Origin of the sequence: Acinetobacter sp. AOR18_HL (assembly GCF_027855145.1) — a bacterium.
GTDB classification, from domain to species: domain Bacteria; phylum Pseudomonadota; class Gammaproteobacteria; order Pseudomonadales; family Moraxellaceae; genus Acinetobacter; species Acinetobacter pittii.
In genome coordinates this window covers 93,417-107,561 of record NZ_JAKTIG010000012.1, presented here as the reverse complement: position 1 = coordinate 107,561, position 14,145 = coordinate 93,417, and the positions used below count along the sequence as shown (strand labels likewise).

Sequence of the window (14,145 nt, the reverse complement as noted above, 5' to 3'; positions counted from 1 at the left end):
TGCCTCTTATAGAACTTCAGGAGCCAATGAAATGATTTTCATGAACTGTTCAGTACGAAGTTCACGAGTCACTGGTCCGAAGATACGAGTAGCAATCGGAGCTTTGTTGTTGTTCAGGATAACTGCAGCATTATCATCAAAACGGATCACAGAACCATCTGGACGACGAATGCCGAATTTAGTACGAACTACAACCGCATTCATCACGTCACCTTTTTTAACACGTGCGCGTGGGATTGCTTCTTTTACAGTAACTTTAATAATGTCGCCAACAGAAGCATAACGACGATGTGAACCACCAAGTACTTTAATACATTGTACGCGGCGAGCACCACTGTTGTCTGCTACGTCGAGCATAGTTTCGGTTTGAATCATTGCCCTACTCCAAAACCGAGCATCACCGGTCACAATTTCGAAAGGCTCAAAGAGTACTCGAAATTGACCGATGATGCAACAAGAACGTCGAATTACTCAGCAGCTGCTTCAACTACTTCCACTAAAGTCCAAGCTTTAGTTTTAGAAATTGGGCGGCTTTCTTTAATGGTCACAACATCGCCAAGTTTAGCAACATTGTTCTCATCATGAGCGTGTAACTTAGTTGAACGGCGAATTGATTTGCCATACAACGGGTGTTGAACGCGGCGTTCGATAAGAACAACAATAGACTTGTCCATTTTGTCGCTTACTACTTTGCCGGTTAACGTGCGGACTGTTTTTTCACTCATTGTCCGTTCCCCTGTTTTTCGGTAAGGAGTGTCTTAATACGAGCAATTGTCTTACGAGCAACTTGCACTTCATGCGATTTACCCAACTGACCAGTTGCTTTCGCCATACGAAGACGGAATTGATTAAGCTGTTGCTCATCAAGCAAAGCTTTCAACTCTTCTACCGATTTTTCACGTAGATCTTTAGTTTTCATTACATTACCGTCCGAGTCACGATAGTGGTTTTAAACGGAAGTTTAGCAGCAGCTAAAGCAAATGCTTCACGCGCTAATTCTTCGTTCACACCTTCAATTTCGTACAGGATCTTACCTGGTTGGATCTGGCAAACCCAGTACTCCACGCTACCCTTACCTTTACCCATACGCACTTCAAGAGGCTTTTGAGTAATTGGTTTATCCGGGAATACGCGAATAAAGATTTTACCACCACGCTTAATACGGCGGCTAATAGTACGACGTGCAGCTTCAATCTGACGAGCAGTCATACGACCACGTTCAGTTGCTTTGATTGCAATCGAACCAAATGATACTGTACTACCACGATGCGCTAGACCAGTATTACGGCCTTTGTGCACCTTACGGAATTTGGTACGTTTAGGTTGCAACATGGATTATTCTCCCTTGTCAGCAGCACGGTCACCGCGACGACCACGACGCTCTTGACCTTCACCACGACCACGACCACGTTTAGCTGGACGATCTTCAGCAGGAGCAGGGTTCATGACTTGTTTCATGCCACCTAAAATCTCGCCACGGAAAATCCAAACTTTAACACCAATCGTACCGTAAGTTGTTTCTGCACGCATAGTTGCATAGTCAATGTCTGCACGTAGCGTATGTAAAGGTACACGACCTTCACGATACCATTCTGTACGAGCAATCTCTGCACCACCTAAACGGCCAGACACTTCAACTTTGATACCTTTAGCACCAGCACGCATAGTGTTTTGAACCGCACGCTTCATAGCACGACGGAACATTACACGCTTTTCTAATTGAGAAGCGATTGCTTCAGCAACTAAACGCGCATCTAAGTCTGGGCGATCAATTTCGTTGATACTTACTTGCGCTGGAACACCCATAATGCTGGTAAGTTCGCGCTGTAATTTCTCAATATCTTCGCCTTTTTTACCGATTACGATACCAGGACGAGCTGTGCTAATAGTTACTTTAGCAGCGCCTGACGGACGTTCGATAAGAATGTTGCTTACCATCGCATTCTTAAGTTTTTTAGTTAAAAACTCACGAACTTGAAGATCTTTAAGCAAGTATTCAGCGTATTGTTTCGGATTCGCATACCAGTTAGCGTTATGACGTTTCACAACACCTAGGCGGATACCGATTGGATGAACCTTCTGACCCATATCAAACCCCTACCTTAACGGTGATGTGACAAGTACGCTTAGTAATACGATCTGCACGGCCTTTAGCACGTGGCATAATACGTTTAAGGCTCATGCCTTCGTCAACGTAAATCGTAGATACTTTAAGATCGTCAACATCTAAACTGTTATTGTGTTCAGCGTTTGCAATCGCAGATTCCAATGCTTTTTTTACTAAAACAGCAGCTTTTTTATTGCTGAAGTTTAAGATATTTAAAGCATGCGCAACAGATTTGCCGCGAATAAGATCTGCAACCAAACGTGCTTTCTGTGCCGAGATAGCGGCACCGCGTAATTTAGCAGTTACTTCCATCATGACACCTATTAACGTTTAGATTTCTTGTCAACACCGTGACCACGATAGGTACGAGTTGGCGCGAATTCACCGAGTTTATGACCAACCATATGCTCAGTAACAATTACTGGAACGTGGTTACGACCATTATGAACAGAAATTGTTAAACCAACAAAATCTGGAAGGATCATCGAACGACGAGACCAAGTTTTAATCGGCTTGCGAGAGTTACTAGCAACAGCCGCTTCAACCTTAGCGAACAAGTGCGCATCGACGAATGGGCCTTTTTTCAGAGAACGAGGCATTAGTCAGATTCCTTTACTTGACGCGACGGTCGCGAATAATCATCTTAGTCGTACGCTTATTGGTACGTGTCTTGTACCCTTTAGCTTTTTGACCCCATGGGCTTACAGGTTGAATACCTTTATTACGCCCTTCACCACCACCGTGCGGGTGATCAATCGGGTTCATCGCCATACCACGTACGGTAGGACGAACACCACGCCAGCGCGAAGCACCAGCTTTACCCAATGAACGAAGGTTGTTTTCTTGGTTAGAAACTTCACCAATTACAGCGCGGCATTCAACATGTACTTTACGCATTTCGCCTGAACGAAGACGAATAATTGCGTAAGAACCATCACGACCCAACAACTGAACAGAAGCACCAGCAGAACGCGCTAATTGCGCACCCTTACCAATTTTAAGTTCAACGTTATGAAGTGTAGAACCGATCGGCATATTACGAAGTGGCAAGCAGTTACCTGGACGAATTGGAGCATCGTTACCAGATTGTACTTTATCGCCAGCACGTAAGCCTTTAGGTGCGATGATATAACGACGCTCACCATCAGCATATTTCAACAAAGCAATATGTGCTGTACGGTTTGGATCGTATTCAATACGCTCTACAACAGCTGGGATGCTGTCTTTGTTACGTTTGAAGTCAACGATACGGTAGTGTTGTTTATGACCACCACCAACGTGACGAGTAGTAATGTGACCGTTGTTATTACGACCACCAGTACGTTTTTTAGCTTCAACCAACGGTGCGTAAGGAGCGCCTTTGTGAAGATGGTCATGAACCACTTTCTCTACAAAGCGACGTCCTGGAGACGTTGGCTTACATTTTTGAATCGGCATAATTTTCGTCCTTATTCCGCTGCGCTTTCAGCGGTATCGCCCAAGTCAGCCATTTCAACATCTTGGCCAGCTTTCAGGGTGACGTATGCTTTTTTAACATCAGAACGGCGTCCCAATGTACGACCAAAGCGCTTAGTCTTACCTTTAGTAATAGTTGTGTTAACTTTAACAACTTCTACACCAAAAAGTTTTTCAACTGCTTTTTTGATTTCAAGTTTAGTAGCATTGATGTCTACTTTAAATACTTGAACACCAACAGTATCACCTAATACTTGTGCCTTTTCTGAGAAGACTGGTCCTTTTAGGACTTGATAGATACGTTCGTTGTTCATCCGAGTTCTACCTCAATTTTCTTAGCAGCAGCTACAGACATCACAACTTTATCAAACGCGATCAAGCTTACAGGATCGATTGCAGTTGCATCTACCACATCTACATGCGGAAGGTTGCGTGCTGCAAGATATAAGTTCTCATCTACAGCGTCAGTAACGATTAATGCACGAGCAGCATTTAAGTCGTTAAGCTTTGCAAGCAATTCTTTAGTTTTTGGAGCTGCAACTGCAAACTCTTCAACTAATACAAGACGATCTTGGCGAACAAGTTCAGCTAAGATACATTGCATTGCACCGCGGTACATCTTACGGTTTACTTTTTGAGACCAATCTTGTGGACGAGCAGCAAAAGTTTTACCACCGCCAACCCAGATAGGGCTACGAATAGAACCCGCACGAGCACGACCAGTACCTTTTTGACGGAATGGCTTTTTACCACCGCCAGAAACGTCTGCACGTGATTTCTGAGCACGAGTACCTTGACGACCACCTGCTAAGTAAGCAGTAACAACTTGGTGTACAAGAGCTTCGTTAAATTCACGTCCGAAAGCAACTTCAGACAATTCAACAGCAGAGCCGGAAACAGTTTTCAAATTCACGGTATTTCCCCTCAGGCCTTGATGGTAGGACGTACAATCACGTCACCGCCAGTTGCACCAGGAATTGCACCTTTAACAACTAAAACAGAACGTTCAGCGTCAATAGATACGATTTCAAGACCTTGTACTGTTACGCGTTCATCACCTAAGTGACCAGCCATTTTCTTGCCTTTGAACACGCGACCAGGAGTCTGGTTTTGACCTGTAGAACCTAATACACGGTGAGAAACTGAGTTACCGTGAGTAGCGTCTTGAGTACGGAAGTTCCAACGTTTAACACCACCTTGGAAACCCTTACCTTTTGATTGACCAGTTACGTCAACAATTTGACCAACTGCGAACAAATCAACGCCAATAGTACCGCCAACTTCACGGCCTTCAAGCTCAGCTTCAGTAACACGGAACTCTTTAACTAAACGACCAGCAGCAACACCAGCTTTCGCGAAGTGACCTTTCTGAGCGTTAGTTACGCGAGATTCGCGACGTTCACCAGTAGTTACCTGAACAGCTTGATAACCATCAGTTTCAAGTGTTTTGATTTGCGTAATGCGGTTTGGATCGACTTCGATGACTGTAACAGGTACAGAAACACCTGCATCTGTAAAGATGCGAGTCATACCACATTTGCGACCGACTAAACCAATAGCCATGTGCATAAACCTCTAAAAAAGCGGCCTAATTAACTTAGAAGTTAATCAACCGAAAGCCTTAACCCAAAGCGATCTGAACATCAACACCAGCCGCAAGATCTAATTTCATCAATGCATCAACAGTTTTATCTGTAGGTTGAACGATGTCGATCAAACGTTTATAGGTGCGGATTTCGTACTGGTCACGCGCATCTTTGTTAACGTGCGGTGAAGTAAGAACGTTGAAGCGTTCGATGCGAGTAGGCATCGGAATTGGACCACAAACTTGTGCGCCAGTACGCTTAGCGGTTTCTACGATCTCTTGAGCAGATTGATCAATCAGACGATGATCAAAAGACTTCAAACGGATACGAATTCTCTGGTTAGACATACCAGTAAACTCCAAGCCAAACATATAAAGAATCACCCTTGACGCATCTCACCCATTGGTAAGTGTCAAAGGCAGTGAAAATCACTAAGGTCATGATCGATGCCACGACTGTAATGCACATTTACTACTTTCTTCGCAGTAAATGCCCCTCCTTTTGAGGGTCGCCCATTATAACGATTGTTTAAGTCTTATGCAATTCTCTTTTTCTATTTTTTGTTCAAAACGCACTTTAACCTAGTATTCTCAACTAACTCTAGGCATTTATGACAAATTCAATCGCTTTATTTAAGAGTTGATTACCTTGTTCAAATTTTTGTGCTTCTGAATATTGCAGTTCACTCACAGGCTGAACATATTCCCCATTAAAAATAGATAGCTCTTCTTCATTTTCAAGCAAGAGTTCTAACGTTGCTGGTGTCATTTCTGGATGAAATTGAAAACCAAGCACATTTTTTCCAATTTGATACATCTGATTACGACAAGCTATATTCTCGGCTAAGTGTATAGCACCTTTGGGTATTTCAAATGTTTCGCTATGCCACTGCATCACCTTTATCTTTTCAGGCAATGGAAAGCTGTCTTGAGGTAAATTTGCTACCCTTTGAACTGTCGACCAGCCAAGTTCCTGATAGCGGTTTCGACTGACTGCGGCGCCTAGTGCATTAGCAATTAGCTGCCCACCCAAACAGAGACCTATAGCAGGCTTTCCTGCTGCTAAATAACGACGCAACCATCTTTTCTCTATCTTAAGCCATGGATAATTCGCCTCATCATTTACACTCATGGTGCCACCCATGACTAATAATAAGTCAACCTCATCAATTTGTGGTAAAGCTTCTATTTCAAGTGACCGATCAACCGGAAGTGCAAAAAACTCCGTAGAACTAATAGTCGCGTGGTGAGCTTTTAAAAATGAATAACAACTCCCAAACCCCTCACCCGCGATATGTTGAAAATAATGAACTCTTAAATGCGACTTCATGCGCTTAAACCTATTGTTGTTAGAATGTTGTAGTGGTCTTTGCAAAAATAAAGCCAAGTTTTTGTTTTATAGGTCTACTGTAACGAAACGTCTTACAAAACTTTATAAATCTGGCGAAGAATTTAAATTTCTCTTAATCTAACTTTATCATTTAAAACATAACGCACTATGAAAAAGCATAACGATTTCCAGACTCGTCTCATTCATGCCCCAAGAAAGGCTCCGCAATTCATTGAAACAGTGCAACCTCCCTTATTTCGCGCATCAACTATTATTTTCAAATCAACTTTGCACCTTTTTGATCGTCATTGGACTGATAAGTATGACTATAGCTATGGAACACATGGCACCCCTACCACATTCACCTTAGGCGACAATATTGCGCAAATTGAAGGTGGCTTGCATTGTTTACTTGCACCGAGTGGCCTATCCGCAATTAATATTGTGAACTCAGCATTTTTAAGCACTAATGACGAAGTATGGGTTCCAGACAATATTTACGGTCCAAATCTAGAGCATTTAACTTATCTACAAAGTCAATATGGCATTATTGTTAAAGTATATAACCCCATTGACGCTGCAAGTTTTCAACCCACCGAAAGAAGTAAACTATTATGGTTAGAAGCTGCAGGTTCAGTTACTTTAGAATTCCCTGATCTTAAAAATCTAGTCAAAAAAGCTAAAAAAAATGGTGTATTGACTGCTCTAGATAACACCTGGGGAGCGGGGCTTGCGTTTAATGCTTTCAATTTTTCTGATGAACACCTATCTGTTGATTTAACCGTTCACGCACTAACCAAATATCCAAGTGGTGGTGGTGACATTTTAATGGGTAGCATTGTAACTCGTGATGAGAAACTTCATCACCGCTTATTCCGTACGCATGCTATTTTGGGCATCGCAATCTCTGGAGATGATGCAGCTCAAGTTCAACGCAGCCTTGCTCATATGTCTTTACGCTATGAACAACAGTCAGCCAATGCTCACACTCTACTTAAATGGCTAAAGAACCAGCCTCAATTTGCACAAGTTCTACACCCAAGTGATGAATCCTCACCAGGCCATCAATATTGGCAAGAAATCTGCATAGACGGTCAAAGTGCTGGCTTAGTGAGTGTTATTTTTAAACCTGAATATGACATTACAGCAGTACGTCGTTTCTGCGATGCATTAGAGTTATTTAAGCTCGGCTTTAGCTGGGGTGGACCCGTTAGCCTGATTATGCTTTATGATTTAAAAATGATGAGAAAACTTGAGAATACACATTTACAACAAGGATTATTGGTTCGATTCTGTATAGGACTAGAAGATCCGCAAGATTTGATACAAGATATCGAAAATGCACTGAAACAACTGTAAAACGACAAGATTATAGTGACTCAAACCATAGGATAAAAATATATGGGTACACCGATTGTTATTGCTAAAAATATTAAGGACACATCAAAAGAAATTGTTTTACTTCCCCAGTTTGCTAACCGTCATGGACTTATTGCAGGCGCGACAGGTACAGGTAAAACAGTTACGTTAAAAGTTCTAGCAGAGAGTTTCTCTCGAATCGGTGTGCCGGTATTTCTTGCCGATGCTAAAGGCGATGTTTCGAGTCTTGCAAAAGCTGGTGAAGCTTCGGATAAATTTAATGAACGCTTAAAACTTTTACAAATTGATAGTGTTCCATTTGCAGCAAACCCAGTTGTTTTTTGGGATTTATTTGGTCAGCAAGGCCATCCTATCCGAACCACTATTTCTGAAATTGGGCCAATTTTATTGGCTCGCATACTAAACTTAAATGATACCCAAGAAGGTGTTTTATCTGCTGTATTCCGTATTGCAGATGACCAAGGTCTACTATTAGTCGATTTTAAAGATTTAAAAGCCATGATTACTTTTGTGAGTGAACATGCAGCTGAATTTAAAGCTGAATATGGCAATTTATCTCCAGCAAGCCTAGGCGCTATTCAGCGCAATTTATTAGCACTTGCCGACCAAGGTGGAGAACAGTTCTTTGGGGAACCAGCTTTAAATATTCTGGATTTTATCCAAACTGATGCAAACGGACACGGCTATATCAATATTCTTGCTGCCGACAAGCTCATGAATACACCTAAGTTATATGCCACTTTCCTCTTATGGATGCTTTCAGAGCTATTTGAACAGCTACCAGAAGTCGGTGACATGGATAAACCTAAACTCGTGTTTTTCTTTGATGAAGCTCACTTATTATTTGATAATGCCAGTCAAGCACTCCAAGACAAGATTGAACAAGTTGTACGTTTAATCCGCTCCAAAGGGGTGGGTATCTACTTTATTACTCAAAACCCACTCGATTTACCCGAAAGCGTTCTTGGTCAACTTGGTAATCGCGTTCAACATGCATTACGTGCATTCACCCCTAAAGATCAAAAAGCTGTAAAAACCGCAGCAGACACTTTCCGTGCTAATCCAGAGTTTAAAGTTGATGAAGCTATTACCCAACTTGGTGTTGGTGAGGCACTCATTAGCTGTCTAGATGAACAAGGTACGCCACAGATTGTAGAACGTGGTTGGGTTATGCCTCCGTACTCTGCATTTACACCGATCACTCCAGAAGAACGTCAGACTTTAATCTCGCAAAGTATTATTGCTGGGGTTTATGAACAAGCTGTAGATCGTGATAGTGCCTATGAAATGCTACAGAATAAAGTTGCTGAACGCGAACAACAGCAGCAAGACGCCGAACTTGCAAAACAACAAGCTAAAGAACAAGAAACTTTAGCAAAACAGCAAGCTAAAGAGCAGGAACGTTTGGCACGTGAGCAATTAAAAGAGGAAGAAAGAGCAGCCCGTGAACGAGCTAAACTCACACAAGACATTGTTGGAACTTTTGCCAAGAGTGCTGCACGCAGCTTAGGAGGAAGTACGGGACAAAAACTCGTAAGAGGCTTGCTCGGCTCTTTATTTGGTAAATAAAAATATTAAAAAAATTGCGTTAATTTTAGGGGATTTCATATCCCCTAATTTTTTTATGGTTTTTTAGGAAAAAGTTATTGCCATTAATTTCTTAAAGATGTATTTTAAATACATCTTATATAGCCAGATAAATAAGGTCTAGCCATGACTCCACAACAAATTGAACTTGTTAAATCTACTGTACCGGTTTTACGTGAACACGGCGTTACGCTGACTACATACTTTTATAAGCGCATGCTTAATAACAATCCCGAGTTAAAAAATGTTTTTAATTTAGATGACCAAACCAGCTTACGTCAGCCACGTGCTCTTGCAGCTGCTGTGCTTGCTTATGCAGAAAATATTGAGAACCCTACTGTTCTAGCTAAAGCGGTAGAACGCATCACCACTAAACACGTGAGCTTAGATATTCAACCAGACCAATATGCAATTGTTGGGGACAACTTGCTTCATTCAATTAGTGAAGTACTTAACGTGCCATTCGAATCAGAGCTTATTGAAGCGTGGAAACAAGCATACTTACAGTTGGCTGATATCTTGATTGGTGTTGAAAAACAAAAATATGAACAACTTGAAAGCTTAAAAGGTGGATGGGCTGGCTGGCGTTCATTTGAAATTACTCAAATTGATCCTTTGGAATCTGGCAAACGCTTCACTTTAAAAGCAACTGACCATGAAGACGTACTGACTAGCCCAGCAAATGCCTTTATTTCAGTTAAAGTACAAGTTCCCGAACAACAGCTTGAACAACCGAAAGCTTTTAAATTTACTGAAGCTCAAGAAGATAACTCGTATCACTTTGAAGTGCAGCCTGAAGAAAATCATACTGAGTTTTCAGTTGCTAATATTCTACTTGAGCATTATAGAGTCGGTGATCAAGTACAGGTTTCAGCCCCTTTAACGCTGTAATGTAAAAACCCCTTGCCTGAAAGTTTTCTTATTTAGACTTTCAGGCTAAGATGATCATCCTTTTTATCTCTTCCATTTTTGGTGATCATGCAGCTTAATAAATTTACCGATTATGCATTACGACTCTTAATGTATGTTGCACGCCCAAGTGATGCACCCTACACGATTGCAGAAATCGCGAAAGATTTGCATGTTTCACAAAACCATCTAGTTAAAGTTGTTCACTTCATGGGCAAGCAAGAATGGATCATTACCATTCGTGGAAAAGGCGGGGGAATTCGCTTAAATCCAGATGCACTTAACTCAAATTTAGGCTCAATCGTTCGAATATTACAGGGCGACAATCAAATCGTTGAATGTAATACACCACCTTGTGTATTACGCAGTCACTGTGGTTTAAAAGGTATTTTAGATCAGGCTTTAGAGAGTTTTTATCAAAGTCTAGACCAATACACACTCGGAGAAGTTTTGCAGCAATCAAAATCTGCTCCTGCCAACTCCCCTATTGCATTTTTACAAATCTAAGCTCTACTGATTTTGATAAGTCGACTTATTGAAAATTAGCAAGAATACCCAAGCTCCTTTATACTAGGCGCGAGCCCTCTCATTTAAAAAGTTATTTTTTATGCGTCGTAGTGAAAAATCGAAAGACACCAAAGCCAGACTCGCACCCAAGCAAAAGATCAGCTATGAAAAGAAACCAGATCCAGCGATCACGGCATATGCTGTGCAATCACTCAACTGGTTACGCCAAGCTGAGTTTCTAATGAGTGCACCTAAATTGGCACTTTGTGTTGAAGATAGTGGCTACGAGATCGCTTTTGCAGGACGCTCAAATGCCGGTAAGTCTAGTGCTATCAATGCATTAACCAATAAAAAACAGCTAGCACGTGCCTCTAAAAAACCTGGCCGTACTCAAATGATTAACTTCTTTAGTCTAGGCAACCCCGATCAACGTTTAGTCGATCTTCCTGGCTATGGCTATGCAGCCGTACCTGAAGATATGAAACGAGTATGGCAAAAAGAATTAGAGAACTATTTAATCCATCGTAAAAGCTTACAAGGCTTAGTATTACTAATGGATATTCGCCATCCTCTACAGCATTTCGACATGATGATGCTAGAGTGGGCTTATTCACGTCATCTCTTTGTTCATATTCTCTTAACGAAAGCAGACAAACTTAATCGTGGCCCTGCAAACAAAGTGCTATTAGAAGTTAAGCAACAACTGAAAAAAATGAAGCTTGATTTCTCGATTCAACTTTTCTCATCACTTAATAAATTAGGTTTAGAAGAGCTAGCAAGTGTTATGGCTGGACGCCTGCATTTTACGCTTGATCAAGAGCCGGAATTTGACGTTGACGCGATCCCTGAAGCATCAGATGAGGATACTGAAGAGTAAATCGTCAAAACAGATACAATTTCTTTATTAAATTTATTTTCAAATTGGCCCCTATTGCTAAACACAAATGTAGGGGCTTTTTTTATACTCGTTATAACTTCATCGAGTTAAAAATCAGGACTAAATGATGAAATTGTTATCTTTTTTGAAGAACAAGGCTTTAGGTTCTTCTATTGACTATAAAATTCTTCCACGTAAAGTAAAATTTGACTGGAAAGATACCCCTGTTGACTGGATTCCAAATCAGCCTTTCGCAAGTTATTTTATTAATGAAATTAATAACATCTTACCTGCCGGAGAATTTTGGTTTTGCCGTTTGTACAATAAAGTTTTACCGCAAATTAAAGATGAAAAACTTAAACAGGATGTGCAAGCATTTATCCGCCAAGAAGCTATGCATGCCAATGCGCATACTTCTGCCAATAAAGAATATTTAAGCGCACGTAATATTGATATCCAGCGAAATCTGGACATTATGAATTATCTATTTACCACTGCCTTAGCAGATAAACCATTTGATAAAGAAGTCCCTCAATTTCTACAAGGGCAATGGGATCTTTTCCGTTTAGGCGTTATTGCAACTGTTGAGCATATGACCTGTGTATTAGGGAAATATGCACTCTATAACGAGCGTTGGGAAGAATTAGGCGCTGACCCTGAAATGGTCGATCTGGTTAAATGGCATGGTTCAGAAGAAATTGAACACCGTACCGTTGCTTTTGATTTATACCGCCATTTGGGTGGTGGATATATTCCACGCTACTATTTAAGTCTTGCAGTGATTGTACTGGTGCTTGGATTATGGGTAGATGGCGCTGCACATATTATGAAACAAGATCCACGTTTTGCTGATGCTGCTAAATCTAGATTTTTCCCAGTATGGGTTGCTGTAGAGTGGTATAAAATTAGCAGAAAAGATAATCAGGTTTTACCAAACCCAATCTGGCTTATTGCTCAACAAATTGATTACCTCATGCCTTGGTATGATCCAGTCAAGGAAGGCAGCACTGAAGATGCGGTAAGTTATTTATCGCAATCTCCAGCAGCAAAAAGAGCCGAGTTACAAGCGGCTTAAAAATAAAAAAGCAGGATTTAAAATCCTGCTTTTTTATTTAGGAGATTAGACACTGATATCTTTATCTTTTGTATAACGATCTACAACCACGCTAATCATCATATCACCCTGCACATTTACCACTGTTCTTACCGTATCCAATAGACGATCAATCGGAAGTAAAATTGCAATTGCTTCAGCCGGTAAACCTACAGACTGTAAAACCATAATCATGGTAACCATACCAGCACTTGGAATACCAGGGGCTCCTAGTGATGCAATCATTGCTGTTAAACACACAATAATTTGTTGTGTCAGGTTTAAGTCTAGCCCCACCAAATTTGCGACAAACAATGCAGCGGCTGCTTCATATAGTGCTGTGCCATCCATATTAAGCTGTGTACCTAAAGGAATTACAAAACCAGCTGTTTGCGGACGAACACCTAAGTTTTCCTGTGCGCATTTCATACTAAGGGGCATTGTGGCAGAACTAGAGCTGGTTGCAAATGCTGTAATTAGCGCTGTACGTGTTCCTTTGAAAAAAGCCCAAGGACTCATGCGGCCAAAAATCCAAAGTAGTAACGGTAAAACAACAGCACCATGAAAAATGGTAGTCCCTGTCACTACAACAGCAAACTCAGCCAAACGACTTAATACTGAAATATCTTCGGTTGCCATTAATTTTGCTAATAAAGCAAAAATACCCAAAGGTGCTAGCTTCATTACCCAGCCGACTAGCATCATCATCATTTCAAAAAATTGATGACTTAATAAGCGAATACTTTTAAAACGCTCACCGCCATGGACTAAAGCAACACCAACAAATAGTGCAAACACCACAACAGCTAAAACGTTACCATCGCTGAATGCTTTAAATGGGTTGATTAATGTATTTTGAATAAAATTAGTGAAAAAACTTGCAGGATTTAAACTATCTGGTGCCTGATAGTTTTGCATAGACGTTTGGAAAATAGAAATATCTATACCGCGCCCTACTTCAAATAGATGAGCACAACTTATACCTAGAATTAAAGCTAGTGTTGTTGTGGTCAAACAACATAAAAAGGTAATTTTCCAGACTGGACCTAACTGCCCTCCCGCCTTCAAATTAGAGACACCCACAACAATCGAGCTAAAAATCAAAGGCACCAACAACATTTTAAGCAGCCCAATAAAGACACTACTTAATATACCTAACCCATATAAACTATGTTTTACAAACGCAGTATCGGGATACAACGTTAATATAAAACCAAAGGCTAAGCCTAAAATGGCCGCAATAAGAATTTGTGTGTTTAAGTTCATATCAGCATTATTTTTTTCAGTTGGCAATCCTTTTGCAAATATGACATGA

The 14,145-nt window shown here is 41.0% G+C and carries 19 protein-coding genes and 2 pseudogenes; 7 read left to right on the top strand and 14 right to left on the bottom strand.

Features of this window, described 5'->3' with window-relative positions:
- Window positions 1-6: 6 nt before the first annotated feature.
- The 13 genes and pseudogenes from rplN to MKL51_RS03550 form a co-directional block, all read right to left on the bottom strand.
- Entirely contained in the window at window positions 7-375 is a 369-nt protein-coding gene (gene rplN / locus MKL51_RS03610; RefSeq protein ID WP_001982634.1) for a 50S ribosomal protein L14, read from the bottom strand.
- Between the two features lie 92 nt (window positions 376-467).
- Window positions 468-725 (bottom strand): 30S ribosomal protein S17, encoded by a 258-nt coding sequence (gene rpsQ, locus MKL51_RS03605; RefSeq protein WP_002116661.1) that lies wholly within the window; start codon window positions 723-725, stop codon window positions 468-470.
- Complete coding sequence (rpmC, locus tag MKL51_RS03600; RefSeq protein WP_000849928.1) at window positions 722-919, bottom strand: 50S ribosomal protein L29; 198 nt, start codon at window positions 917-919, stop codon at window positions 722-724. The genes rpsQ and rpmC overlap by 4 nt, the downstream gene beginning before the upstream one ends.
- Window positions 919-1,332 (bottom strand): 50S ribosomal protein L16, encoded by a 414-nt coding sequence (rplP, locus tag MKL51_RS03595; RefSeq protein WP_002049688.1) that lies wholly within the window; start codon window positions 1,330-1,332, stop codon window positions 919-921. The genes rpmC and rplP overlap by 1 nt, the downstream gene beginning before the upstream one ends.
- Window positions 1,272-2,088: pseudogene (rpsC, locus tag MKL51_RS03590) on the bottom strand (30S ribosomal protein S3). The gene rplP and the pseudogene rpsC overlap by 61 nt, the downstream one beginning before the upstream one ends.
- Window position 2,089: 1 nt before the next feature.
- Window positions 2,090-2,419 (bottom strand): 50S ribosomal protein L22, encoded by a 330-nt coding sequence (rplV, locus tag MKL51_RS03585; protein WP_001982638.1) that lies wholly within the window; start codon window positions 2,417-2,419, stop codon window positions 2,090-2,092.
- 11 nt (window positions 2,420-2,430) lie between these two features.
- Window positions 2,431-2,706 (bottom strand): 30S ribosomal protein S19, encoded by a 276-nt coding sequence (gene rpsS, locus MKL51_RS03580; protein WP_001138119.1) that lies wholly within the window; start codon window positions 2,704-2,706, stop codon window positions 2,431-2,433.
- Window positions 2,707-2,719: 13 nt separating this feature from the next.
- Complete coding sequence (rplB, locus tag MKL51_RS03575) at window positions 2,720-3,544, bottom strand: 50S ribosomal protein L2 (protein ID WP_002049686.1); 825 nt, start codon at window positions 3,542-3,544, stop codon at window positions 2,720-2,722.
- 11 nt (window positions 3,545-3,555) lie between these two features.
- Window positions 3,556-3,876 (bottom strand): 50S ribosomal protein L23, encoded by a 321-nt coding sequence (gene rplW / locus MKL51_RS03570; protein ID WP_002049693.1) that lies wholly within the window; start codon window positions 3,874-3,876, stop codon window positions 3,556-3,558.
- On the bottom strand, window positions 3,873-4,475 hold the full coding sequence (gene rplD, locus MKL51_RS03565; protein ID WP_002049755.1) for a 50S ribosomal protein L4: 603 nt from the start codon (window positions 4,473-4,475) through the stop codon (window positions 3,873-3,875). Before rplD ends, rplW begins: the two co-directional genes overlap by 4 nt.
- Window positions 4,476-4,486: 11 nt before the next feature.
- Window positions 4,487-5,125 (bottom strand): 50S ribosomal protein L3, encoded by a 639-nt coding sequence (gene rplC, locus MKL51_RS03560; protein WP_014207747.1) that lies wholly within the window; start codon window positions 5,123-5,125, stop codon window positions 4,487-4,489.
- Window positions 5,126-5,183: 58 nt separating this feature from the next.
- Window positions 5,184-5,495, bottom strand: coding sequence for a 30S ribosomal protein S10 (gene rpsJ, locus MKL51_RS03555; RefSeq protein ID WP_000070912.1), 312 nt, complete (start codon window positions 5,493-5,495; stop codon window positions 5,184-5,186).
- A 253-nt stretch (window positions 5,496-5,748) separates the two neighbouring features.
- Window positions 5,749-6,477, bottom strand: coding sequence for a type 1 glutamine amidotransferase (locus MKL51_RS03550; protein WP_002116949.1), 729 nt, complete (start codon window positions 6,475-6,477; stop codon window positions 5,749-5,751).
- 168 nt (window positions 6,478-6,645) lie between these two features.
- On the opposite strand from MKL51_RS03550, the gene MKL51_RS03545 reads away from it, so the two are divergent.
- The 7 genes and pseudogenes from MKL51_RS03545 to MKL51_RS03515 all read left to right on the top strand — a co-directional run bounded on the left by MKL51_RS03545 (window position 6,646) and on the right by MKL51_RS03515 (window position 12,812).
- On the top strand, window positions 6,646-7,836 hold the full coding sequence (locus tag MKL51_RS03545; RefSeq protein WP_017481669.1) for a PLP-dependent transferase: 1,191 nt from the start codon (window positions 6,646-6,648) through the stop codon (window positions 7,834-7,836).
- A gap of 42 nt (window positions 7,837-7,878) precedes the next feature.
- Window positions 7,879-9,426, top strand: a complete 1,548-nt coding sequence (locus MKL51_RS03540) for a helicase HerA-like domain-containing protein (RefSeq protein WP_005804609.1) — start codon at window positions 7,879-7,881, stop codon at window positions 9,424-9,426.
- A pseudogene (locus MKL51_RS03535) lies at window positions 9,416-9,568 on the top strand (hypothetical protein). Before MKL51_RS03540 ends, MKL51_RS03535 begins: the two are co-directional and overlap by 11 nt.
- Window positions 9,569-9,570: 2 nt before the next feature.
- On the top strand, window positions 9,571-10,335 hold the full coding sequence (locus MKL51_RS03530) for a globin domain-containing protein (protein WP_014207751.1): 765 nt from the start codon (window positions 9,571-9,573) through the stop codon (window positions 10,333-10,335).
- A gap of 87 nt (window positions 10,336-10,422) precedes the next feature.
- Window positions 10,423-10,860 (top strand): RrF2 family transcriptional regulator, encoded by a 438-nt coding sequence (locus MKL51_RS03525; RefSeq protein WP_002116968.1) that lies wholly within the window; start codon window positions 10,423-10,425, stop codon window positions 10,858-10,860.
- A 100-nt stretch (window positions 10,861-10,960) separates the two neighbouring features.
- Window positions 10,961-11,737, top strand: a complete 777-nt coding sequence (yihA, locus tag MKL51_RS03520; RefSeq protein ID WP_002116788.1) for a ribosome biogenesis GTP-binding protein YihA/YsxC — start codon at window positions 10,961-10,963, stop codon at window positions 11,735-11,737.
- 124 nt (window positions 11,738-11,861) lie between these two features.
- Window positions 11,862-12,812, top strand: a complete 951-nt coding sequence (locus MKL51_RS03515) for a metal-dependent hydrolase (RefSeq protein WP_075384066.1) — start codon at window positions 11,862-11,864, stop codon at window positions 12,810-12,812.
- Between the two features lie 45 nt (window positions 12,813-12,857).
- On the opposite strand, the gene MKL51_RS03510 is transcribed toward MKL51_RS03515, so the two are convergent.
- On the bottom strand, window positions 12,858-14,123 hold the full coding sequence (locus MKL51_RS03510) for a dicarboxylate/amino acid:cation symporter (RefSeq protein ID WP_031945061.1): 1,266 nt from the start codon (window positions 14,121-14,123) through the stop codon (window positions 12,858-12,860).
- Between the last annotated feature and the right edge of the window lie 22 nt (window positions 14,124-14,145).

Coding starts and splice junctions, on each gene's coding strand:
- MKL51_RS03525 (WP_002116968.1), top strand. CDS start 10,423: ATGCAGCTTAATAAATTTACCGATTATGCATTACGACTCTTAATGTAT.
- rpmC (WP_000849928.1), bottom strand. CDS start 919: ATGAAAACTAAAGATCTACGTGAAAAATCGGTAGAAGAGTTGAAAGCT.
- MKL51_RS03515 (WP_075384066.1), top strand. CDS start 11,862: ATGATGAAATTGTTATCTTTTTTGAAGAACAAGGCTTTAGGTTCTTCT.
- MKL51_RS03550 (WP_002116949.1), bottom strand. CDS start 6,477: ATGAAGTCGCATTTAAGAGTTCATTATTTTCAACATATCGCGGGTGAG.
- MKL51_RS03530 (WP_014207751.1), top strand. CDS start 9,571: ATGACTCCACAACAAATTGAACTTGTTAAATCTACTGTACCGGTTTTA.
- rplN (WP_001982634.1), bottom strand. CDS start 375: ATGATTCAAACCGAAACTATGCTCGACGTAGCAGACAACAGTGGTGCT.
- rpsJ (WP_000070912.1), bottom strand. CDS start 5,495: ATGTCTAACCAGAGAATTCGTATCCGTTTGAAGTCTTTTGATCATCGT.
- rplB (WP_002049686.1), bottom strand. CDS start 3,544: ATGCCGATTCAAAAATGTAAGCCAACGTCTCCAGGACGTCGCTTTGTA.
- rplC (WP_014207747.1), bottom strand. CDS start 5,125: ATGGCTATTGGTTTAGTCGGTCGCAAATGTGGTATGACTCGCATCTTT.
- rplW (WP_002049693.1), bottom strand. CDS start 3,876: ATGAACAACGAACGTATCTATCAAGTCCTAAAAGGACCAGTCTTCTCA.
- rplP (WP_002049688.1), bottom strand. CDS start 1,332: ATGTTGCAACCTAAACGTACCAAATTCCGTAAGGTGCACAAAGGCCGT.
- MKL51_RS03540 (WP_005804609.1), top strand. CDS start 7,879: ATGGGTACACCGATTGTTATTGCTAAAAATATTAAGGACACATCAAAA.
- MKL51_RS03545 (WP_017481669.1), top strand. CDS start 6,646: ATGAAAAAGCATAACGATTTCCAGACTCGTCTCATTCATGCCCCAAGA.
- rplV (WP_001982638.1), bottom strand. CDS start 2,419: ATGGAAGTAACTGCTAAATTACGCGGTGCCGCTATCTCGGCACAGAAA.
- yihA (WP_002116788.1), top strand. CDS start 10,961: ATGCGTCGTAGTGAAAAATCGAAAGACACCAAAGCCAGACTCGCACCC.
- rpsQ (WP_002116661.1), bottom strand. CDS start 725: ATGAGTGAAAAAACAGTCCGCACGTTAACCGGCAAAGTAGTAAGCGAC.
- rpsS (WP_001138119.1), bottom strand. CDS start 2,706: ATGCCTCGTTCTCTGAAAAAAGGCCCATTCGTCGATGCGCACTTGTTC.